Genomic DNA, 21,801 nt, shown 5'->3' on the forward strand with positions numbered 1-21,801 from the left:
GCCACGCCCCATGACCATGCTGCGTCTGCTGCTGGGAGACCAGCTCGACCCCGGACATTCCTGGTTCGCGGCCAGCGATCCCGACGTGCTTTACGTGCTGATGGAAGTCCGCCAGGAAACGGATTACGCCCTCCACCACGCGCAGAAGATCCTGGCGATCTTCGCCGCCATGCGCGACTTCGCCCGCGGGCTGGAGGCGAGCGGCCATCGCGTGCGCTACTTCGCGATCGACGACGTCGCCAACCGTCAGTCGATCACCGCCAACCTCGACCAGCTGATCCGGGAGTACCGCGTGCGCACGTTCGAGTACCAGGCACCGGACGAGTGGCGCCTGGACCGGCAGCTGGCGGAGTACGCGCAGCACTTGCGCATCCCCGCACGGAAGGTGGACAGCGAGCACTTCCTGACCCGCCGCGACGACGTCGCGACATTCTTTGCCGGTCGACGGCGCTGGAAGATGGAGCTGTTCTACCGGCACATGCGCGCGAAGCACCGCGTGTTGCTGGACATGCAGGGGCGGCCGGTGGGCGGCCGATGGAACTTCGATGCCGACAATCGCAGGCGCTGGCCAGGCGCGCCGTCCGAACCGGCCGATGCGCGACCGTCGCACGACCACCGCGCGCTGTGGCGGCGCATCGCGGCCGCCGGCGTGCAAAGCTTCGGGGCGCCCGAAGCCGGAGCGTTTCGCTGGCCGCTCAACCGGGACGAGGCGCTGCGCCAGCTCGATGCCTTCCTGCGCGACGGGCTCGCCGATTTCGGCGACTACCAGGACGCGATGAGCACGCAGGCGCCGCGCCTGTTCCATTCGCTGATCTCGTTCGCGCTCAACGTCAAGATGCTTTCGCCAGGCGAGGTGATCGAACGCGCCGAAGCGTGCTGGCGCGAGGGTCGCGCGCCGCTGGCGGCGGTCGAGGGTTTCATCCGCCAGATCCTCGGCTGGCGCGAGTACGTGCGCGGCGTGTACTGGGCGCGCATGCCCGCATATGCCGAGGCCAACTTCTTCGGCCACCGGCGCGATCTGCCGGCCTGGTTCTGGACCGGCGCCACCGGCATGAACTGCCTGCACCAGGCCATCACGCAGTCGCTGGAGCATGCCCACGCGCACCACATCCAGCGGTTGATGGTGATCGGCAACTTCGCGCTGCTGGCCGGCCTGGACCCCGGACAGGTGCACCGCTGGTATCTCGGCATCTACGTCGATGCCTTCGAGTGGGTGGAGTTGCCCAACACGCTGGGCATGAGCCAGTTCGCCGATGGTGGCCTGCTGGCCACCAAGCCCTACGTTTCGTCGGCGAACTACATCCACAGGATGAGCGATTACTGCGCCGGCTGCCGCTACCGGCACGATCAGCGCACCGGCGAACGCGCCTGTCCGTTCAACGCGTTGTACTGGGATTTCCTGGCACGCCATCACCGCGCACTGGCATCCCATCCGCGCCTCGGCATGGCCCTGCGCCAGCTCGAGCGCATGCCGTCCACGCAACGCGCCGAAGTGCAGCGGCGGGCCGAGGCCGTGCTCGGCGATCTCGACGCCTTGTGACCGGCAACGCACCTCGCACCCGCTTCCTGCCTCCACCGGAAAACCATCGATGCCCGACCAAGCCCTGATCCTGGTGAACCTCGGCTCCACGCCCTCCACCGACGTCGCCGACGTGCGGCGTTATCTCGACCAGTTCCTGATGGATCGCCACGTCATCGACGTGCCGTGGCCGCTGCGCCGGCTGATCGTCTCGCTGGTGTTGCGCACGCGTCCGGCGGCATCGGCCGCGGCCTATCGCTCGATCTGGTGGGACGAAGGCTCGCCGCTGCTGGTGATCGGTCGACGCCTGCAGGCGCGGGTGGCCGAACGCTGGCACGGCGCGCCGGTGGAACTGGCGATGCGCTACGGCGAACCCTCCATCGAGAAGGTGCTGTGCGACCTCGCCCGCCGCGGCATCCAACGCGCGACCCTGCTGCCGCTGTATCCGCAGTTTGCCGACAGCACCGTCACCACGGTCCTGGAAGAGGCGCGGCAGACCCTGCAGCGCCATCGCCTGCGGCTGCAGCTGGATCTGGTTGCGCCGTTCCATGACCGGCCGGAGTACCTGTCCGCGCTCGGCGCCAGCATGCGGCCCTATCTGGCGCAGCCGCACGACCATCTGCTGCTGAGCTATCACGGCCTGCCCGAGCGTCACATCCGCAAGGCGGACCCGACCGGCCGGCACTGCCTGTGCGGTCCGTCGTGCTGCCTAGAGCCTCCGGCAAACGTGCTGGAGCGCTGCTATCGCGCCCAATGCGTGCGCACCAGCGAGCGCCTGACCGCCGCACTCGGCGTCCCGCACGAGCGCTGGTCGCTGGCGTTCCAGTCGCGGCTGGGCCGCGCGAAGTGGATCGAACCGCATACCGACGTCGTGCTCAAGGAGCTGGCTGCGCAGGGCGTACGCCGATTGCTCGTGGCCTGCCCGGCGTTCGTGGCCGATTGCATCGAGACCCTGGAGGAGATCGGGATCCGCGGACGCGAAACCTTCCTCGCCGCCGGCGGCGAGGAGCTCACCCTGATCCCGTGCCTCAATGACCAGCCACAGTGGGTCGATGCCGTCGCGGCGCTCTCCCGACAGCCTTCGGGCAAACCCCTGGCCGCCTGAATCCGTCGATGGACGGCAAGCATGCATCCGGATGGCCCGGTGCTGCGTATGAGCTGATGGTGCATGCCGGGCATTCGGGTTCGACAGCGCACGACGCCATCCGCCGCTGCCAAAGGCCTGATCATGCAAACAGCACCCTCCGATGTGGCATCCATTCGCCATGCCGATGCCACCGCCATCTCGGACCGCATCCGCCACCGCCTGCGCGAGGCCGGCGCACGGTTCCACGCCAACGACAACGTGGCGGAGTTCATCCGGCCCGGCGAGCTGGACGAACTGCAACGGGAGGTGGCCGACAAGGCGGACGCGCTGCTGCGCGCCCTGGTGATCGACGTCGAGCACGACCACAACACCCGCGAGACCGCAAAGCGGCTGGCCAAGATGTTCGTGCGCGAGGTCTTCGCGGGCCGCTATCGGGCCGCGCCCGAGGTCACCGAGTTTCCCAACGTGCAGCATCTGAACGAGCTGATGATCGTCGGGCCGATGCGCGTGCGCAGCGCCTGCTCGCACCACCTGTGCCCGATCATGGGGCGCGTGTGGGTGGGCGTGATGCCCCATGCCGCATCCAACCTGATCGGCTTGTCCAAGTACGCGCGACTGATCGACTGGGTGATGAGCCGGCCGCAGATCCAGGAGGAAGCGGTGGTGCAGATCGCCGACCTGCTCGAAACACGCCTGCGGCCCGACGGCCTCGCCGTGGTGCTGGAGGCGGACCACTACTGCATGCACTGGCGCGGCGTGAAAGACGATGGTGCCAGGATGGTGAACAGCGTGATGCGCGGATCCTTCCTCGAGGACACCTCGTTGCGGAAGGAATTCCTGAGCCTGTTGGCCGAGCGCAGGGCTTGAGCCTCGCCGTCGTGCATGGCCGCCCGGCTGCACGAAACTTGCCGGGCGCTCCGCGCAAACCACCCCGGACCCGATCAGGGCGCGGCGAATGTGTTGATCTGCCTGTTCTCGACCACGACCATCCCGGTCCCTGAGGTCTCGGCCCTCGCCATGGCCAGCATGCACCTTCCCACGGCCGCGCTCGTGGTGAAGCTGCCGGGCATCAGGCGCACCGCCACGGACAGCACGGGACCGGCCAGCGCATAGAGTGCCCGCCGCGCGCGATGCGGAGACCGCTCGCCCTGCACGGGGCAGATGGCACCGGGCCGCAGTACCGTGGTGGCCAGCGCGAAGCGGCCGGGCACCTGCTCGGCCTCGCCCTTGATCCGCAACGGCATCAAGCGGCTGCGGATGTCGGCGCCGGCGCCGGAGACATAGATCATCCGTCCTCGCGGATTGGCGCGCGCAAAGGCCCGCGACACACACTCGAGGGTGGCCACCGTCGCCTCGCGATAGGCCGCTTCCGAGAGAAGCAGGGGCAATGGCCCGGCGCAGTACAGGCAGGCATCGATGCCGCCAAGGTCGAGTCCTTCCAGTGCCTTGTCGCGGAGTTCCGGTACTTGCAGCACGCGCACTCCCTGCGGCACGTCTGGCGACCGGCGGCGGACCAGCAACGTCACCCCGGGCCGCTCGGCGTCCTGCAGCAGCACCTTGAGGACGCCTTGTCCGACCAGTCCGCTCGCTCCGACCAGCAGTATCTTCATGGGTGACCTCCCGGGCAGGCCCGCCATCGACAGCGCCTGGACCAGTATTCCACCCCGGCCGGCCCGCGTGCCCATCTTCCGCACCCGTGGACACCGCGGCGAGGGTGCACGCCAGGCTTGCCAGGCAACTCGCGATTGCTGCGCATTGCGCTGCCTGCTCCGGTCACTTTCCGGCGATGGCCGCGCGCCCGCCATCCACGCCGATCACTTGCCCGGTCATCCAGCCGGAGCGTGGCCAGAGCAGGTGGGCAGCAAGTTGGGCGATGTCTTCGGGTTCTCCCAGGCGGCCCAGGGGATGGGCGGCGGCGAACGCCTCGCGAAGCTTCGGGTTGGCCACCATGCGTGCGGCCAGCGGCGTCCGGATGAGCGATGGCGCAATCGCGTTGACCCGCACCGCGGGTGCCAGTTCGGCGGCAAGCGACCGGGTCAGACCCTCTACCGCCGCCTTGGCCATGGCGATGGACGCATGCGACGGAAAGCCGCGCGATGCTGCTACGGAGGAAAACAGCACCACGGACGCACCGGTGGTGCTTTTGCGCAGCGACGGCAGGGCCGCCCGGACGGCCAGCGCGGCGCCGATCGCGTTCAGCCGGTAATCGTGGGCCAGGTCAGCTTCGGAGACGCGCGAGATCGGCTTCACCGCGATGTTGCCGACCGCATAGACCAGGCCGTCGAGGCTCGCGGGCGCAGCCTCGGTCACCGCCGCAAAGGATGCTTCATCCAGTACGTCGGCCACCGTCCATGTCGCCCCCAGGGATTGCGCCAATGGTCGCAACGTCTCCTCATGGCGCGCCACCAGGTGCAACTGCGATCCCGTATCGGCGAGTAGCCGGGCCAGGCATGCGCCGACGCCGCCGGTGGCGCCGTAGATGAGTATGGATGAGGACATGGCCAGAGCCTGTGGGTGCCTGATTACAGGTACGGAGATCCGGTGCGAATGGATGCAAGGCTTTCGGCAGCGCCGGCGGAGAAGCACGGGGAACGATCAGCGTCGCGGACGTCCTTCATCGCCGGTGAATGCGCATCCGCCGGTGGACGCGCTCCGTATGGATGGATATGCCCTTCTGCGTGGCAACGTCTGCAGGCGAGCGTTGCCTTCCCCATCCGACCGGAGTGCCGACCCATGCTTCCCCCCTTCCTCTGGATCGTTGTTGCCGGGTTGCTCTGCGCGTGCTGCTCGGAGGCCTTCGCCGCCGGGGAGACGGCCTCGCGCCGGGTACAGCGAGGCTGGCAAGCCGGTGCCATCGCGCTGGTCAGCAACGGTGGCTATGCCGGTTCCTCCCGTCGCCAGCTGGTGGTTCCCGCGGCGGCTTACGAAGGCGAGCACGCCTTCCTGCGCGGCCTGCAACTCGGCTGGCATGCCTGGCAACGCGACGACTGGCGGCTGGACCTGGTGGCGCAGGCACGGCTCGACGGATTCGATGCCGACGACATTCCCCTGGACGGTCTTCGGGACCGGCGCCGGAGCATGGATGTCGGCGCCGTGTTGACCCGCTCCGGCAGGCTGGGAAACCTGCAGCTGACCGTGCTGACCGATGCCTTGTCGCGAAGCCGCGGGCAAGAGCTCGCCATGCAGTACGGCTACCCGCTGCGGTTCGGCAAATGGCGCGTCACGCCCGGCCTGGGTGTGCGCTGGTGGTCGCCCCGGCTCGCCGACTACTACTACGGCATCCGCCCCTCCGAGGCAGCCAACGGCGCACCGGGGCCCTATGCCGTTCCCGGCGTGCTGGTGCCGGAAGCCAGCCTCGGCGCGGTGGCTCCGATGGGTCGCCGCTGGACGTTCTGGAGTGCCCTGAAGTACCAGCGGCTGCCTCGCGCGATCACCGACAGTCCGCTGGTGGAGCGCTCCTCGGCAAGCACCGTGCTGGCGGGTTTCGTCTACGCCTTCTGAGGCCGAACAGATTCCGTTGCCGGCGGATGGCGGCACATGCACGACGGCGTGGCGGTCGATGTCCCTCGGGTCGCCCGGCGGACGCCCGCGCTAATCGGCGAGCTCAAGCGCCGTACGTGGACGGATCAGCTCGCGCAACAGCGGATTGGGAAAACGCCGCTTCATGGTGACGGCAAAAAAGGTCTCGCTGAGCTGCGGCAACTGGTGAACCTCCACCAGGCGGCCGCTGCTCAATTCATCCTTGACCACGATCGGCGGAACCACCGCCAGGCCGACGTCCTCCCGGGCGATCAGTCGCAGCATCGCCATGTCGTCGATCTCCGCCGCCACCCGCACTTTCCAGCCCATGCGTTCGACCAGCGCGTCGAATCCGATGCGTACGCTGCTCTCCATCGTCGGCAGCACGAGGGGTTGCCTGGTCAGCAGTGTCTTCAGCGTGCCGCCCTTGCCGATGCGTTTCGGCGTTCCGATCAGGCTGACGGGTTGTTCGGCAATGGCGTGGGAAACCCAGGGAGTGGCCGCATCGCGGGCGGGCGCGACATTGACCAGCGCCACGTCCAGCCGATGGGCTTCCAGGCTTTGCAAGAGGAACGCGGTGGTCCCCGAGCGAACGATGACCTCGACATTCCGGCGTCCCAGCAATGGGCGCAGGAAGCCGATCTGGAAATTGCGCGACAGCGTGGCCAAGGCCCCGACCCTGAGTATCGAACGCCGGCCGCCGGAGCGCTGCTTGAGCGTGGCGAGCAGGTCGCCGCCGGTGGCGAAGATCGATTCCGCGTGGTCGAAGGCGATGCGCCCGGCCTCGGTCAGCACGAGTTGCCGCCCGCTGCGTTCGAACAGGTCCTGTCCCAGCTGACCCTCGAGCTTCCTGATCTGGATCGACAGCGCCGACTGCGAGATCAGCAGCTTCTCCGCGGCGCGGGTGAGGTTTCCCTCGCGGGCGACTGCCCAGAAGTAGCGCAGGTGGTTGTAGTTCAGTGCGGCCATGCAATCATTCTATTTTGTATATCGACAGGTTTCGTTAAATGAATTTTTTAGAATGATGCGCGAAGCGTAGGCTTGCCGCGGCTCACCTGACCGCGGAGTGATTGATGTTGCCTGCCCTTGCGACGCTGTTTCTGCTTGCCCCCGCCAGCCTGTTGTTGGCGACCCTGTTTCCTTCACGGCCGGGACCTCGTCGGCCGCACGCCATGCTTCTCGCAAGCCGCCTGGCGACGTGGTTTTGCCTGGTGCTCGCGGTGCTGGCCTGCCTGCTGACCGCGTGGGAAGGCCCGGCCACCAGCGGGTTGCTGGGAGACAATGGCATCGGCTTGTCGGTCAGGCTGGATGCCATCAGTTGCACCATGTTCCTGCTGGTCGCCTTCGTCGGCGTCGTCGTGGTCCAGTACAGCCGCAACTACATGGACGGCGAGCCGCGCCAGGGCGCCTTCATGGCCGGCCTGTGCCGGACGCTGGCAGCCGTGACGCTGCTGGTCTTCGCGGGCAACCTCGTGCAGCTGGTGGTTGCGTGGGTGGCGATGAGCCTCTCCCTGCACCGCTTGCTGGTGTTCTACCCGGAGCGCCGACCCGCAAGGATCGCCGCCCGCAAGAAGTTCCTCGCCGCCCGCCTCGGTGATGCGTGCATGCTCGGTGCCGCCGCCCTGCTGGTGACCACGTTCGGCACGACCGACCTGGCCACCGTGCTGGCCCGGGCGCAGGCCATCGCCGCCGACGCCGCGCCGCCCGCACTCTCGCTGGCGGCCTTGCTGCTGGGTGTCGCGGCGCTCATGAAGTCGGCGCAGTTCCCCACCCACGGCTGGCTGCCGGAGGTGATGGACACGCCGACGCCGGTGTCGGCCCTGTTGCATGCGGGCATCATCAATGCGGGTGGATTCCTGTTGATCCGCTTTGCCGACGTGATGGTGCTCTCGATGCCGACGCTGCACGGCGTTGCCATCGTGGGCGGCTTCACCGCCTTGTTCGGCGGCGTGGTGATGCTGACCCAGACCAGCGTGAAAGGATCGCTGGCTTTCTCGACCGTGGCGCAGATGGGTTTCATGACACTGCAATGCGGGCTCGGCGCGTTCGCGATCGCGCTGCTTCACCTGGTCGCCCATTCGCTGTACAAGGCCCACGCCTTCCTCTCGGCCGGGGGCGTGGTGGAAACCGAGACGCTGCCGCGTTTCGCCAGGCCGCGCCTGCGCCCCGTCCTGCTGAGCCTGTTGCTGGCGACCGCGATCTACGTGCTGTTTGCCTGGGTATTCGGAACCTTCGTGCGGGCGGAGCCTGCCGTGCTGACCCTGGGCGCGATCCTGGTGATGGGCGTCAGCATGCTGCTGGCATCGTCACTGCAAGGGGCCACTACTACCCGCCTGGTTGTGCAGACCCTGCTCGGGGCCGCCGGAACCACGCTGGCCTATTTCATCCTGGAAACCGCCTTCACGCGGCTGACCGCCGGCAGCCTGCCGGCGATTCCCCGGCCCGACGGCACGGGCCTGCTGATCATGGGGCTGGCCATCGCATCGTTCACCGCGGTCACCGTGCTGCAAAGCCTGGTCGTGCTGTGGAACCAGCGGCCGCTCTGGCGGGCGGCACGCGTCCACCTGGCCAACGGCCTCTACGTCAACGCCATCTTCAATCGCCTGGTGGGTGCCTTGCGTCGGGAAGACGCGCGCCATCACGCCCGGACCATCGCCTGAGGAGCCGCCCATGAACGCCATCGCATTGAAGATCAGGGAACAAGCCGATCCCATCCCACCTTCCTCCGACATCGGGGCAGGGCGTGCATGTGAAGCCGCGCAGCGCGCGTGTGGACGCATCGCGCCACTGTGGCCGCTGAAGAATTTCGTGGCCGTCAATCCCTTCCTCGGCATGGCCGACCGCCGCTTCGGCGAGGTCGCGCGCGTCATGGCCGAGGTGGCAGGCGCCCGCATGACCATGCCGCGCGCGTTCTACCGCGACGCCATCGCCCAGGGTCGCATCACCGACCGGGATCTTGGCCAGGCCCTGCTGCGCAAGGGAAGTGCCGCCCCTCGCACCCTCGACGTCGCGGCGCTGCGCCGCCAACTGCAAACCGAGGATGTGGCAACGCATGCGCCGCTGCCGACCGTTGCCGACGTCGCCGGCAAGCTGACCGGACGGGACTGGGCCAGCTTTGCCGGCGAGCGGGTCTCGCTGTGGGCGGCCGGCTACTTCGACGCGGGGCAGGCGCTGTGGCCAGCGTCGACACGGCACCTGGGCCCTTATGCGGCCTGGCGTGAGGAGGCCGCCATCGATCGCACGCCCCAGGTCATGGGGCTCGCCGGATTCCACCGCACGATCGGCGCGCTTCCTGCCACTGCCGAAGCGATGATCGCCCATGGAGCGGCCCGCCTGAAGATGGACGAACCGGGCCTTGCCGATTATTTCCACCGGCTGCTGATGAGCGTGGGCGGCTGGGCCGGCTACGCCCGCTACCAGGTCTGGCAAAGCGAGCTGGCGGGGCGGCGCGACGACACCTTGCTCGAACTGCTGGCGATACGGCTGGCTTTCGAGGTGGCGCTGCTGGAAACGTGCCAGCCGGTCGCCGCACTGGCGGCCGGATGGGAGCAGGCCCGCGCCTGTTTCGCTGCATCGGCCCGCGAAAACGAGCCGGCCGCGCCGACGCTGGAAGAAATCCTGCAGGACGCCTACGAAATCGCCTGGCAGCGATGCTTCCTCGCCAAGCTCGCCGCACCGCGGCCATCCGTGATCGCCATGCGCCCGGCGGTGCAGGCCGTGTTCTGCATCGACGTGCGCTCCGAAACCTTCCGGCGTGCGCTGGAGAAGGTGGCGCCCGGCGTGGAGACGCTGGGCATGGCCGGATTCTTCGGCATGCCGATGGAATATGTGCCGCTCGCCCGGGGCCAGGGTGGTCCCCGCTGCCCGGTGCTGCTGGCACCCGGCCTGACGGTGCACGAGACAGTCGGGGGTGCGACGGCGCAGCAGCAGGCCGACATCGCCACGCGGCGGCGGCGGCGGCTTCGCGCCATCGGCCAATGGCGCTGGTTCAAGCTGGCCGCGGTGTCGTCGTTCACCTTCGTCGAAGCGATGGGATGGAAATTCGCCGGCAAGCTCATCGCCGACAGCCTGGGCTTCACCCGGCCCGAAGCGCACCCGGCGGAGCGCGGTATCGACGCCGCTGCACTCACGCGACTGGCGCCGGACATCACGCCCTCGACCGCGAACGACCGCGCCACCGGCATGCCGCTGGAAACCAGGGTCGCGCTGGCAGAGGGCGCCCTGCGCGCCATGTCGCTGCGGCAGCAGTTCGCGCGCGTGGTGCTGTTCGTCGGGCACGGCGCCAGCTCGGTCAACAACCCGCATGCCAGCGGCCTGGATTGCGGGGCTTGCGGTGGGCACGCGGGCGACGCCAATGCGCGGGTGGCGGCTGCGGTGCTGAACGACCGCCAGGTGCGCCAGGCCCTGGCAGAACGCGGCACGGTGATTCCCGACGAGACACATTTCCTCGGCGCGCTGCACGACACCACCACCGACCAGGTGACGATCTTCGACACCGACGGCTTGCCGGCGACGCATGCCGACGACCTGGCCCGACTGCAGGCAGCGCTGGCCGAGGCCGGCCGGGTGACCCGGCAGGAACGTGCCGCCATCCTCACCTTGCACGACCGGCGCTCGATCGAGAACCAGGTCCTGGCGCGCAGCAGGGATTGGAGCGAGGTACGGCCGGAGTGGGGCCTGGCGGGTTGCGCCTCATACATCATCGCCCCGCGCAGCCGCACCGCGGGCCTCGACCTGGCGGGGCGTGCCTTCCTCAATTCCTACGACTGGCAGCGCGATGACGGCTTCAAGACCCTGGAATCCATCATGACCGCGCCGATGATCGTGGGCGCGTGGATCAGCCTGCAGTATTACGGCTCGGCGGTGGACAACCGGGTCTTCGGAAGCGGCAACAAGACGCTCCACAACGTGGTCGGCAAGCTGGGCGTGCTGGAGGGCAATGGCGGCGACCTGCGCACCGGCTTGCCATGGCAGTCGCTGCATGACGGCAAGCGCTATGTCCATGAGCCGCTGCGGCTGTCCGTCGTCATCGCCGCTCCGCTGGACGCCATCAACGCCATCGTCGCCAGGCATGAAGCCGTGCGGCACCTGTTCGACCACGGCTGGGCCCACCTGTTCGCCTTCGGCGACAAGCCAGGGTCCATGCATCGCTACACCGGCCATCTGACCTGGGAGGACGCGGCATGAACATCAAGGATCGGGAAGACATCAGGCTCTCCGGGAGTGCTGGCGTGCGCGACGCGGTGGATGCGCTGCGCCGCGGCGCCTTGATCGGCCTGCCGACCGAGACGGTCTACGGACTGGGCGCGGATGCCGGCAACCCCGCCGCGGTCGCGAAGATCTTCGCGGCCAAGCAGCGCCCGGCAGACCATCCGCTCATCGTGCACCTGCATCGGGCCGCCCAGTTGGCGCAGTGGGCGCGGGACATTCCCGCGCTCGCATGGAGCCTTGCCGAAGCCTTCTGGCCTGGCCCGCTCACGCTGGTGTTGCCCCGCGCCGCCACGGTGAGCGACGGCGTGACGGGCGGCCTGGATACGGTGGCGCTGCGCGTGCCCGCACACCCGCTGGCGCTGGACGTGCTGGAAGCGTTCGGCGGGGGGATCGCTGCGCCCTCTGCCAACCGGCACAAGAAGATCAGTCCGACCACCGCCCGGCACGTCCGGGAAGAGCTTGGCGATGCGGTCGAGGTGCTGCTGGATGGCGGCCCCTGCCGCGTGGGCATCGAGTCGACCATCGTCGATCTTTCCACCGGCCTGCCGCGGCTGCTCCGGCCCGGTGCGATCACCGGGGAGGACCTGGAGCGGGTGACCGGCAAGCCGGTCGAGTCGCCCATCGACACGTCGATACGCAGCCCCGGCCGCATGAAGCTTCACTACGCCCCCAACGCCCGCGTGGTGCTGGCATCGATGGAACAGGTGCCCGAACGCATCGCCGAATACACCGCGCTCAGCGCTCGCGTGGGCGTGCTCTCCGAGCGGCGTGCCGGCAGCTGGCCGGCCCACGTGCCGTGGTTGTCCATGGGGCACTCCCCGGACCAGCAGGCGCAGCAGTTGTACCGGCGCCTGCGCGAAGCCGATGACCTGGATCTCGCCGTACTGATCGTGGTGCCGCCGGATGGCCGCGGACTGAACCATGCCCTGCGCGACCGCTTGTGGCGGGCGGCGGGTCTTGGCCATGCGCTCGCATGACCAGCGCGCCTGCCCTGGCAACCGGTCATCTGGCGGACCTGGAGAACGAGGCTGTCTTCATCCTGCGCGAGGCCGTGGCCCAGGCGCGAAAGCCCGTACTGCTGTTTTCCGGCGGCAAGGATTCCACCGCGCTCGCCTGTCTCGCGGCGCGCGCCTTCCACCCCGCAGCGCCCCCGCTGCCGCTGCTCCACGTGGACTCCACCTGGGAGTTCCGCGACGTGCTCATGTTTCGCGATCGCTTCGCCCGCAAGCATCGTTTCCGGTTGCTTGTCCACGCCAACGAGCAGGGCAGGGCGGCCGGCGTGAATCCCTTCGATCATGGCGATGCCTACACCACGGCCATGCGCACGGATGCGCTGAAGCAGGCCCTGGACACAGGCGGTTACGACGTGGTGTTCGGTGGCGCGCGTCGCGATGAGGAGAAGTCGCGTGCGAAGGAGCGCGTGTTCTCGCTGCGCGAGCGAGGACACGCATGGAACCCTCGCCGGCAGCGACCGGAACTGTGGAAGCTGTTCAACACCGACATGGCCAACGGGCAGTCGTTGCGCGTCTACCCGTTGTCCAACTGGACGGAGTTCGACATCTGGCAGTACGCGATGCTGAGGAAGATCGAGCTGGCGCCCCTGTACTTTGCGGCGTGGCGGCCGGTGGTTCGGCGCGATGGTGCGCTCATCGTGGTGGACGAGCCCGAGCGCATGCGCTTTCGGCCCGGCGAGAGGGCAGGTCTTCGCCGCGTGCGTTTCCGCACCCTGGGTTGCTGGCCGGTGACCGGGGCCATGGAGTCCGATGCGGCGGACCTCGAGGCCGTGTTGACAGAGACCATCGCGTCACGCTTGTCCGAACGCCAGGGTCGGCTGGTCGACCGGGATTCAAGCGGAAGTCTGGAGAGGCACAAGCGCGAGGGCTATTTCTGATGCCACTGGATCGTGTCGTGATCGCCACCATGCACGGCAAGGAGGCCGTGATCGGCCCTCTGCTTAGGGGCGCCCTGGGCCTGCAACCGCAACTGCTGGCCGGCTTCGACACCGATCGGTTCGGTACCTTCAGTCGTGACATTCCTCGCCGGGATACTCCGCTCGCAACGGCCCGAGCCAAGATCGCCGCTGCCCTGGAATGCATGCCTGAGATGCATGCAGGTGTTGCCAGCGAGGGCAGCTTCGGTCCCCATCCGCACGTGCCGTTCGTGCCTCTGGACACCGAGCTGGTGATGCTGCTGGACCGTCGCGACGGTGTCGAGATCGTCGGAACGCACACCACGCCGCGCACCAATTACGCCCAGCGCGTCGTGGTGGATGCGCGCTCCGCCGTGGAGTTTGCCGAAGGCATCGGCTTTCCCGCGCACGGAGTGATCGTGACGGCGGCAGTCGATGGCAAGCCCGATCCAGCGGTGTTGCTGCGCAAGGACAACATGAGCCCGGAGGAACTGCTGGCCAACGTTGCCGATGCGATTGCCATCAGTGGCGCAGCCTGCGTGGAGACGGACATGCGCGCATGCCGCAACCCGACCCGGATGCGCGCCATCAGGCGTGCGGCCATCGATCTCGTGCGGCGCTGCAGATCCTGTTGCCCGCGCTGCGGACGACGCGGCTTCGTGGCCACGGAACGCATCGCCGGCCTGCCTTGCGCGTCCTGTCATGCGGCCACGGCCGCAACCCGCGCCATGATCGAGGTGTGCGCAGGGTGTGGATTTCGCCGCGAGCAGTTCGCGCGGGAGGCCTGGGCGGACCCGGGTTTCTGCGATTGCTGCAATCCGTGACCGGGACGACGCCTGCGCCGGATCATTCGACCAGGCCGGCAACGTCTTCGCCGCCATCAGGAAAACCCGGGCCGGTCTGCGATCGATGTGCAGGTTGCGATTGCCGCGCCAACCCGGCCAGCAGCTGGCGATGGATGCGTGCCGCTGGCCCCGTGCGTGGCGACGGCGGTTCATGGCCTGCCGCATGGCCGGGCTTCGGTTCAGCACGAATTCAGTCCAAAACTTGCGGGTGACCGTACAGGCATTCGCGTAGGGGCATTTCCCAGCGCGAAGCAGGACTCCTTCCTCGAGAGTCTCGAACCAGTCTGTCACCTCATTGGAGATGCCAACATGAAAGTTTTGCCCTTGATTGTCGCCGGTTGCGCTCTGGCTGTTGCCGGTGCCGGTACTGCCCGGGCCCAGGATTACAGCGCGCCAGGCTTCTACGGCGCGGTGGGTTACAACGGTGTCGCGCCCAAAAGCAGCAACGGCGTCCTGGCGGGCGCGTTCCGCTCCAGCATCGGCGATGACTGGGAGCCGACCCTCACGCTGGGCTATCGCTTCGCGCCGAACTGGGGCGCCGAGCTGTGGCTGCCGCTCGTGAAGTTCGAGCACGACGTGAAGCTCGATGGCGCGAAGTCCGCCACCATCAAGCACATGCCGCTGCTGCTCACCGCCCAGTACCACTTCCTCGCCGACCAGGCGTGGCAGCCTTTCGTCGGCCTGGGCTATGGCTGGGTGAACGTGAGCGACGAACGCACCACGGGACCCATCGCGGGCACGAACCTGGACGTGAAGGACGGCAGCGGCTTCGTCGGACAGCTGGGCCTGGATTTCCACGCCACGCCGAACGTGTTCGTGCGCGCCGACGCAAAGTACTTCGACTGGAGCAGCGACGTCAGGCTCAACGGAGCAGGCATCGGCAAAGCCAATGTCGATCCCTGGATCTACGGCATCAGCGTCGGCTACAGCTTCTGACGTCTGCTGCCGCGGCATCGCCTGAAGCCGCTCGTCGTCCCGGCGCAAGCCGGGACTCCAGGTCTGTCGGACGCTGGATGCCTCATCTCGCCGGGACGACAAGCAGCTGGCCGCACGCTCGGAGCGTCTCCATGCAGTGGTCCGGGGTTTTGCCGGGTTCAGCGCAGCAAGGGTTCCACCATCTGCAGGATGCCCCACAGGCTGGCGGCCCACACGGCCGTACGCAGGTAGGGGATACCCACCACATAGATCGGCAAGTACGCGAGTCGCGCCCAGAAGTAGACCTGCGCCCCGATCGCGGTATGCGCATCGGTCTGCTGCGTCGCCACGACCGCCAAGGTCGCCGCGGCGAAGAAGGCGAAAGTCTCGAGGAAATTGTGGCTGGCGCGGGCGGCGCGTGCGGCGGGCCCGCGAAGCGGCTCGGGGTCGCCGTCGCGGTTGCCGACATTCCAGCGCAGGCCACGCTGCCATGTGCCCAGCGCGGCAGCGAACAGCACGTAAACGATCCCGAGCAGCACCGACCAGCCCAGCATCTGCAATTCAGTCGTCATCTCCAACTCTCCCGGCAGGTCCACAACGTCAAGACGCGGCCACGCACGCCACCGGCGGGCCATGGGTGTTGTACGTTGCCAGCCAGCCTATGGATGCACACGGGGCGTTCGCGGAGAAATGGTCCGGCAGCACGCAGGTGCCGGCGCCGCCCGCCCCTGCGGCATGCTTGGGCGGGGCGTCTTCACGGGATGCAGAGCATCGCTGTTCGATGATGCGGCTTTGCCACCCAGGAGGACGATCGATGAACATCAAACCGAGTCTGCTTGCTGCCGCCTGTGCGCTGGCGCTGGCCGCCTGCAGCGACAACTCGTCGTCGCCGGCGACATCCGAGTCGGCGCCGGCCCCGTCCGCCACCACGACCCCGGCCCAGGCTCCGGTGGCGATGACGCCCGCTCCGGCGACGACCGCCGCCGGCATGGCCAACGCGCCTGCCGGGTCGGCCATGGACACCAGCAAGGGCACCGCGGTGGTCACCGATTGCGCCACCGAGATCGAGGGTTCGGACGCGATGCAGTACAACGTGTCCTCCATCGTGGTGCCTTCCTCGTGCAAGGACTTCAAGATCACGCTCAAGCACACCGGCACCATGCCGGTCACCGCGATGGGCCATGACGTGGTGATCACCAAACAGTCCGACATGCAGGCCGTGGATGCCGACGGCGTTGCCGCGGGCGCGGCCGCCGGCTACGTCAAGGCGGACGACTCGCGCGTGATCGCCCACACCAAGCTGATCGGCGGTGGCGAGACCACCTCGGTGAGTTTCCCGGTCAGCAAGATCCAGGGTGACGGTCCGTACGTGTTCTTCTGCAGCTTCCCGGGCCACTCGGCCCTGATGAAGGGCAGCATCAGCGTCCAGTAACCGGCGCGCCGGGTTCCGGCCCGGTCAGGCGGCCGGAACCCCTGGCCCGCGCGCGGCGGCATCGAGTGTCGCCGCGACGGCGGATTCCGGCACCGCGGCGACGATCTCCGCGCGACCGATGCCGCGCCACAGGATCAGGCGCAACTGGCCGGCGGCGTTCTTCTTGTCCAGCCGCATCCATTGCAGCAGCCGCGCCGTGTCCATCCCCGCCGGGATCGCCAGCGGCAGGCCGAGCGTGCGCAGCAACCGTTCCAGCCGCGCGGTATCGCCGGGTTCGCTCATGCCGGAGCGTTCGGACAATTGCGCGGCCAGCAGCATGCCGATCGCCACCGCCTCGCCGTGCAGCAGGCTGGCGTAGTGGCCCGCGGTTTCCAGTGCGTGGCCGAAGGTGTGGCCGAAGTTGAGCAGGGCGCGTTCACCCTGCTCGGTCTCGTCGCGCGCCACCACGCCGGCCTTGTACTGCACCTTGCGCGCGATGGCTTCCAGCACGGTGTCGACGTCGCGCGCGGCCAGCGCGTCGGCGTGCTGCTCCAGCCACACGAAGAACGTCTCGTCGCCGATCGCTGCGCCCTTGACCACCTCGGCGAGCCCGGCGCGGTATTCGCGCGCGGGCAGGGTGGCGAGTGTGTCGATGTCGGCGATCACCGCGCGCGGCTGGTGGAAGGCTCCGGCCAGGTTCTTGCCCACCGGCAGGTTCACCCCGGTCTTGCCGCCGACCGAGGAGTCGACCATCGCCAGCAAGGTGGTCGGCATCTGGATGAAGTCGATGCCGCGCATCCAGCACGCGGCGCTGAAGCCGGCGAGGTCGCCGACCACGCCGCCGCCCAGGGCGATCACGCAGGCGTCGCGGGTGGCGCCGAGCTGGCCCAGCGCGTCCAGCACGCGGCCGACATTGGCGAAACTCTTGTGCACCTCGCCGTCGTCCAGCAGGAACGACGACCAGTGCAAGCCCTCCAGCCCCGCCTCGACCCGCTCCAGGTACAGCGGCGCCACCGTGGTGTTGCTGACCACCAACGCATGGCGCCCGCGCAGCAGCGGGCGCCAGCGCGCCGGATCGTCGAGCAGGCCGCTGCCGATCCATACCGGGTAGCTGCGCAGGCCGAGCGCGACGTTGATGCTGTGCAAGGGGGGCTTGTTCATGCGTGCTGCGCGGGACGGGAAGAAGGGTCGCGTTGCCAGTGCGCGTCGATCAGTTCGATGCATCGTTCGCTGGCGGCGCCGACGCTGCCATGGTGGCCGGGCACGACGAGGTCGGCAAGGTCGCGGTAGATCGGCTCGCGCACCGCGGCCATCGCCTGCAGGCGTGCGAGGCGATCGGGCACGGCCAGCAGCGGGCGGCGATGGTCGCGTTCGAGTCGTTCAAGCTGTTGCTCGACGCTGGCCTGCAGCCACACCACGAAACCGCGCTGGCTCAGCCAGCGGCGATTGTCGCTCGCCAGCACGGCGCCCGCGCCGGTCGCCAGCAGCATGCCGCAGCGCCGGCTCAGCGCGTCCAGCTGCGCGCTCTCGCGCTGGCGGAAGCCGGCTTCGCCCTCGAGCTCGAACACCGTGCCCACGTCCACGCCGCAATGCTGCTCGACCTGCTGGTCGAGATCGACGAACGAGAGCCCATAATGCACGGCGAGCCGCCTGCCGACCGAGGTCTTGCCGGCACCGGTCGGACCGACGATGAACAGGTTGCACGACGGATTCATGGCGTGATGCTAACAGGCGCCGAAGGAGGGTTGCGGTGAGCGAGCGGGTACTGCTGGCCGGTTGCGGCGATCTCGGCCTGCGCGTGGCGCAGCAGCTGCGCGGGCGCGGTGACGAGGTATGGGCATTGCGCCGGCACCCGCCTGTGGCAGGGGGCCCGGACATCCGCTGGCTGCAGGCGGACCTCACCCGGCCGGACAGCCTCGCCGCCTTGCCGCGCGCATTCACGCAGCTGGTTTACCTGCCCACGCCGGACCACCGCGACGCGGCAGCCTATCGCGCGACTTTCGTCGACGGGCTGCGCCATCTGCTGGCCGCGCTCGACGATGGCAGGTTGCAGCGTGTGCTGCTGGTTTCCTCCAGCGCGGTGTACGGCGCGCACGACGGCGACTGGGTGGACGAGGACACGCCGCCCGCCCCACCCGGTTTCAACGGCGCCACCTTGCTCGAGGCGGAGCGCTGGCTGGCCGCGCAACCGGTGTGCTCGGTGGTGCTGCGCCTGGCCGGGCTGTACGGGCCGGGGCGAACCCAGCTGTTCGAGCGCCTGCGCGCCGGCACGGTGCAGGTGCCGCGGGCCGCGCCGCACTGGGCCAATCGCATCCATGTGGACGATGCGGCCGCGGCGATCGCGCACTTGCTGGCGCTGCCCGATCCGCAGGCGTGCTATCTCGGCGTGGACGACACGCCGCTGCCGCTCGACGTGCTACACGATCATCTGGCGCGACTGCTCGGCGTACCCCCGCCGGCCGCCGGCGCGCCGCCGCCGGGCATCGGCAGCAAGCGGCTGAGCAATGCGCGGCTGCGCGCCAGCGGCTTCGCGCCGCGCTGGCCGGATGCGCGCCTCGGCTACGCCGCGCTGCTCGACAGCTGATCTTCGTTCCACCCGCCATCCAGGAGAGCGCCATGACTGCATCCATCCCGCATCACCAGGTCAGCACCGGCAACGACATCCCCGGTTGCCGCATCGTGCGCTCGTTCGGCATCGTGCGCGGCATTACCGTGCGTTCGCGCAGCGTGGTCGGCAACCTCGGCGCCGCGCTGCAGACCATCGTCGGCGGCAATATCTCCATCTACACGGAACTGTGCGAGAAGGCGCGCGAGGAAGCCTTCGAACTGATGCTGCAGCATGCCGCCGCGATGGGCGCCAACGCCGTGGTGGCGATGCGCTACGACGCCAACGACGTGGCCCAGGGCGTCACCGAAGTGCTGGCCTATGGCACCGCCGTGCAGGTGCAGCCCGCCTGAACGCATGACGCGGTGCGGCTTGTGCCGCGTCGTGCGTGCGGGCCAGACTCGGGCTTCGGGACAGGGAGCGCCGCGTGCCGCTTGCACGCCCGGACGGGAGGTTCACGCCATGTCAGTAGCCAAGGTCATCGAGATCAACGCGTCGTCGAAGCAGGGCATCGAGGATGCCGTGCAGCACGGGTTGCGCAAGGCCGGGGAATCGGTGAAGAAGATCAAGGGAGCCTGGATCAACGAGATCAAGGTGGTCACCGCCGACGACGGCAGCGTCACCGAGTGGCGCGTCAACATGAAGGTCAACTTCGTCGTCGACTGAGGGCGCGCGGCGTCAGGGCGGCGCCTCGACGCTGCCCTGTCAGCCGTGCGTGAGTCCGGTCACGTGGCGGTCGTCGTCGTACTCCACCACCGTGTCGGCCAGCGCCGGCAGCGTCGCCAATGCGTGGCGGCTGAGGCGTTCGAAGTGCATCAGGAAGCGGCCCATGCTGGCCGCGTCCATCGCCAGCGGGGCGTGGCGTGCGACCAGTTCCTCCTCCTGCTCGCCGCGCCAGCGGCGCACGATGTCCCAGTTCGGTGCCTGCAGCACGATCAGCGCGTCGAACTTGCGCCATAGCGGCTGGTAGCCGCGCAACTGCTTGTTGACCCAGCGCCGCCAGGCGCCGTCCGGGTCCTCGTCGCGTTCCAGTGCATTGATCGGCCGGGCCAGCGCCGTCAGCGGCTGCGGCCGGATGCCCAGCGCCCAACCCTCCACGATCACCAGCGCGGGTCGCTTGGTGATCCGCGGCCAGCGCGAGGGCGGCAGGCGCGTGTCGCGGCCCTTGTCGAAGCGCGGATGGGTCACCGCCAGCCGGGCGGAGGCGTGCGGCACCGCCGCCAGCACCGACAGCAGCAGCTCGATCTCGTGGGTGCCCGGCACGCCGCGCGAACGCAGCAGCGGGTGCACGTCGCGCGCCAGCGCCTCGCGCTCGCTGCGGGCGTAGTAGAAATCGTCCAGCGAGAGCACCTCGGTGTCCCAGCCGCGCGCCTTGGCCTGCGCCTTCATGACTCGCGCCAGGGTGCTCTTGCCGCTGCCCTGCAGGCCCGACAGGCCCAGGATGTAGGGCCTGCGCGAGCGCGCAATGCGCCCGGCGTACTGGTCCAGAAGGTGTCCGGCCAGCGCCTCGTTCTGCTGCTGCGCCAGCGACATCATCGGCGGCGACTCCCGGCCTGGCCCGGGCCGGCACGACGGCAGGCTGGCGCATGGCCATTGCCGCCATTTTCACCTTGCGTGGAGAAGCATCGCGCCGTTGCCGCCGGGGGCGGGATGCGGGGTGCGGGGATCATTGCACTATCATCGGACAGTTTCATTCGCTCCATGATGGCGCGCTTTGGCCACGACGCAAAAGGGAAGTTTCACACATCATGCTCAAACCTGAAATCCTGGACACTTTCATCCGGCTGCTGGACGAGGCCAAGGCCAGCGGCGACCCCGAACCCACGGCGATGAACCTGGCCACCGCGGAAAGCGCCGGCCGGGTCGCCTCGCGCATCGTGCTCCTGAAGGGCGTCGACGAGCGCGGCTTTCGCTTTTTCAGCAACTACCAGAGCGACAAGGGCGGCCAATTGGAGGCGCACGCGCAGGTCGCGCTGTGCTTCCACTGGAAACACGTGCGCCAGGGCGTGCAGGTGCGCGTCGAGGGAGTCGCGCGGAAACTGCAGGAGGAGGAGTCCGACGCCTACTTCGCCAGCCGCCCGCGCGGCAGCCAGATCGGCGCCTGGGCCTCGCTGCAGTCGCAGACCCTGCCCGACCGCGAGACCTTCGAGCGGCGCGTGCAGCACTACGAGGAGGAGTTCGCCGGGCGCAACGTCAGCCGGCCGCCGCACTGGGGCGGTTACCTGGTGGAGCCGGACATGATCGAGTTCTGGTATGGCGCCGAGTTCCGCCTGCACGAGCGCGTGCGCTGGAGCCGCCACGGGCAGACCTGGACGTCCCGGATGCTGTACCCGTGAGCGCGTCGGCGGTGGTGGTGGCGCAGCGCGAGTTCGTGGTCGACACCCGCGGCCGCGGCTTCCACGACATCACCGCCGAAGTCGCCGATGCGGTCGCGGCCAGCGCGGTGCGCATCGGCACCGCGCTGGTGTTCACGCCGCACACCAGTTGCTCGCTGCTGCTCGGCGAGAATGCCGACCCCGCCGTGCGCGCCGACCTCGAGCGCTGGTTCGCCCGCGCGGTGCCGGACGGCGATCCGCTCTTCCGGCATGACGCCGAAGGCCCCGACGACATGCCCGCGCACGTGCGCTCGATCCTCACCGGGGTCAGCCTCGGCGTGCCGGTGCGCAACGCCGCGCCGACGCTCGGCACCTGGCAGGGCATCTACCTGTGGGAACACCGCCACGCCGCGCACCGGCGCCGGGTGGTGGTGACCGTGACGGGCATGCCGACGGACTGATCTC

The 21,801-nt window shown here is 68.7% G+C and carries 23 protein-coding genes; 16 read left to right on the top strand and 7 right to left on the bottom strand.

All coding sequences use genetic code 11. The annotated features are described in order from the left end of the window. Positions 1-10: 10 nt before the first annotated feature. From ACVCL9_RS00675 to folE, 3 genes are all read left to right on the top strand, one after another. On the top strand, positions 11-1,540 hold the full coding sequence (locus tag ACVCL9_RS00675) for a cryptochrome/photolyase family protein (protein WP_447097067.1): 1,530 nt from the start codon (positions 11-13) through the stop codon (positions 1,538-1,540). A 49-nt stretch (positions 1,541-1,589) separates the two neighbouring features. Continuing rightward, positions 1,590-2,624, top strand: a complete 1,035-nt coding sequence (gene hemH / locus ACVCL9_RS00680) for a ferrochelatase (RefSeq protein ID WP_447097066.1) — start codon at positions 1,590-1,592, stop codon at positions 2,622-2,624. A gap of 123 nt (positions 2,625-2,747) precedes the next feature. Continuing rightward, complete coding sequence (gene folE, locus ACVCL9_RS00685) at positions 2,748-3,473, top strand: GTP cyclohydrolase I (protein WP_447097065.1); 726 nt, start codon at positions 2,748-2,750, stop codon at positions 3,471-3,473. A 74-nt stretch (positions 3,474-3,547) separates the two neighbouring features. Here folE and ACVCL9_RS00690 read toward each other — a convergent pair whose 3' ends face one another. Then, positions 3,548-4,216, bottom strand: coding sequence for an oxidoreductase (locus ACVCL9_RS00690; RefSeq protein ID WP_447097064.1), 669 nt, complete (start codon positions 4,214-4,216; stop codon positions 3,548-3,550). Between the two features lie 163 nt (positions 4,217-4,379). After that, positions 4,380-5,105 (bottom strand): SDR family NAD(P)-dependent oxidoreductase, encoded by a 726-nt coding sequence (locus tag ACVCL9_RS00695; RefSeq protein WP_395116868.1) that lies wholly within the window; start codon positions 5,103-5,105, stop codon positions 4,380-4,382. A gap of 234 nt (positions 5,106-5,339) precedes the next feature. Between ACVCL9_RS00695 and ACVCL9_RS00700 the strand changes: the two genes are divergently transcribed. Next, on the top strand, positions 5,340-6,107 hold the full coding sequence (locus tag ACVCL9_RS00700; RefSeq protein ID WP_447097063.1) for a MipA/OmpV family protein: 768 nt from the start codon (positions 5,340-5,342) through the stop codon (positions 6,105-6,107). Positions 6,108-6,197: 90 nt separating this feature from the next. Here the strand turns inward: ACVCL9_RS00700 and ACVCL9_RS00705 are convergent, their stop codons facing one another. Continuing rightward, positions 6,198-7,094: a LysR family transcriptional regulator gene (locus tag ACVCL9_RS00705; RefSeq protein ID WP_447097062.1), complete on the bottom strand. Its 897-nt coding sequence runs from the start codon at positions 7,092-7,094 to the stop codon at positions 6,198-6,200. A gap of 104 nt (positions 7,095-7,198) precedes the next feature. On the opposite strand from ACVCL9_RS00705, the gene ACVCL9_RS00710 reads away from it, so the two are divergent. The 6 genes from ACVCL9_RS00710 (at position 7,199) to ACVCL9_RS00735 (ending at position 15,026) form a co-directional block, all read left to right on the top strand. After that, a complete protein-coding gene (locus ACVCL9_RS00710) occupies positions 7,199-8,785 on the top strand; it encodes a proton-conducting transporter transmembrane domain-containing protein (protein WP_447097061.1) in 1,587 nt (528 codons plus the stop codon). A 10-nt stretch (positions 8,786-8,795) separates the two neighbouring features. Continuing rightward, entirely contained in the window at positions 8,796-11,312 is a 2,517-nt protein-coding gene (locus ACVCL9_RS00715) for a YbcC family protein (RefSeq protein ID WP_447097060.1), read from the top strand. Beyond that, positions 11,309-12,313, top strand: coding sequence for an L-threonylcarbamoyladenylate synthase (locus ACVCL9_RS00720; RefSeq protein ID WP_447097059.1), 1,005 nt, complete (start codon positions 11,309-11,311; stop codon positions 12,311-12,313). The genes ACVCL9_RS00715 and ACVCL9_RS00720 overlap by 4 nt, the downstream gene beginning before the upstream one ends. Continuing rightward, a complete protein-coding gene (gene cysD / locus ACVCL9_RS00725) occupies positions 12,310-13,227 on the top strand; it encodes a sulfate adenylyltransferase subunit CysD (RefSeq protein WP_447097058.1) in 918 nt (305 codons plus the stop codon). Before ACVCL9_RS00720 ends, cysD begins: the two co-directional genes overlap by 4 nt. A 17-nt stretch (positions 13,228-13,244) precedes the next feature. Beyond that, positions 13,245-14,069 carry a DUF6671 family protein gene (locus ACVCL9_RS00730; protein WP_447097057.1) on the top strand — a complete coding sequence of 275 codons (825 nt, stop codon included), beginning with the start codon at positions 13,245-13,247 and terminating at the stop codon, positions 14,067-14,069. A 330-nt stretch (positions 14,070-14,399) separates the two neighbouring features. Beyond that, positions 14,400-15,026 (top strand): OmpW/AlkL family protein, encoded by a 627-nt coding sequence (locus ACVCL9_RS00735; protein WP_447097056.1) that lies wholly within the window; start codon positions 14,400-14,402, stop codon positions 15,024-15,026. A gap of 158 nt (positions 15,027-15,184) precedes the next feature. Here the strand turns inward: ACVCL9_RS00735 and ACVCL9_RS00740 are convergent, their stop codons facing one another. Further along, positions 15,185-15,577, bottom strand: coding sequence for an MAPEG family protein (locus tag ACVCL9_RS00740; RefSeq protein WP_447097055.1), 393 nt, complete (start codon positions 15,575-15,577; stop codon positions 15,185-15,187). Between the two features lie 242 nt (positions 15,578-15,819). Between ACVCL9_RS00740 and azu the strand changes: the two genes are divergently transcribed. Further along, entirely contained in the window at positions 15,820-16,437 is a 618-nt protein-coding gene (gene azu / locus ACVCL9_RS00745) for an azurin (protein ID WP_447097054.1), read from the top strand. Between the two features lie 24 nt (positions 16,438-16,461). On the opposite strand, the gene aroB is transcribed toward azu, so the two are convergent. Both aroB and ACVCL9_RS00755 read right to left on the bottom strand, forming a co-directional pair. Then, the gene (gene aroB, locus ACVCL9_RS00750) at positions 16,462-17,577 is read right to left on the bottom strand and encodes a 3-dehydroquinate synthase (protein WP_447097053.1); all 1,116 of its coding nucleotides are present in this window, start codon (positions 17,575-17,577) and stop codon (positions 16,462-16,464) included. Next, the gene (locus tag ACVCL9_RS00755) at positions 17,574-18,131 is read right to left on the bottom strand and encodes a shikimate kinase (RefSeq protein WP_447097052.1); all 558 of its coding nucleotides are present in this window, start codon (positions 18,129-18,131) and stop codon (positions 17,574-17,576) included. The genes aroB and ACVCL9_RS00755 overlap by 4 nt, the downstream gene beginning before the upstream one ends. A 35-nt stretch (positions 18,132-18,166) precedes the next feature. Here ACVCL9_RS00755 and ACVCL9_RS00760 point away from each other — a divergent pair, with 35 nt between their 5' ends. From ACVCL9_RS00760 to ACVCL9_RS00770, 3 genes are all read left to right on the top strand, one after another. Then, complete coding sequence (locus tag ACVCL9_RS00760; RefSeq protein ID WP_447097051.1) at positions 18,167-19,000, top strand: NAD-dependent epimerase/dehydratase family protein; 834 nt, start codon at positions 18,167-18,169, stop codon at positions 18,998-19,000. A gap of 32 nt (positions 19,001-19,032) precedes the next feature. After that, positions 19,033-19,374 carry a YbjQ family protein gene (locus ACVCL9_RS00765; protein WP_395116893.1) on the top strand — a complete coding sequence of 114 codons (342 nt, stop codon included), beginning with the start codon at positions 19,033-19,035 and terminating at the stop codon, positions 19,372-19,374. Positions 19,375-19,483: 109 nt separating this feature from the next. After that, positions 19,484-19,687, top strand: a complete 204-nt coding sequence (locus ACVCL9_RS00770; RefSeq protein ID WP_395116895.1) for a dodecin family protein — start codon at positions 19,484-19,486, stop codon at positions 19,685-19,687. Between the two features lie 39 nt (positions 19,688-19,726). Here ACVCL9_RS00770 and ACVCL9_RS00775 read toward each other — a convergent pair whose 3' ends face one another. Beyond that, on the bottom strand, positions 19,727-20,557 hold the full coding sequence (locus ACVCL9_RS00775; RefSeq protein WP_395116897.1) for a kinase: 831 nt from the start codon (positions 20,555-20,557) through the stop codon (positions 19,727-19,729). A 212-nt stretch (positions 20,558-20,769) separates the two neighbouring features. On the opposite strand from ACVCL9_RS00775, the gene pdxH reads away from it, so the two are divergent. Next, positions 20,770-21,357, top strand: a complete 588-nt coding sequence (gene pdxH, locus ACVCL9_RS00780; RefSeq protein ID WP_395116899.1) for a pyridoxamine 5'-phosphate oxidase — start codon at positions 20,770-20,772, stop codon at positions 21,355-21,357. After that, on the top strand, positions 21,354-21,797 hold the full coding sequence (locus tag ACVCL9_RS00785; protein ID WP_447097050.1) for a secondary thiamine-phosphate synthase enzyme YjbQ: 444 nt from the start codon (positions 21,354-21,356) through the stop codon (positions 21,795-21,797). Before pdxH ends, ACVCL9_RS00785 begins: the two co-directional genes overlap by 4 nt. Positions 21,798-21,801: the final 4 nt, after the last annotated feature.

The organism is Rhodanobacter sp. UC4438_H5 (assembly GCF_052978405.1).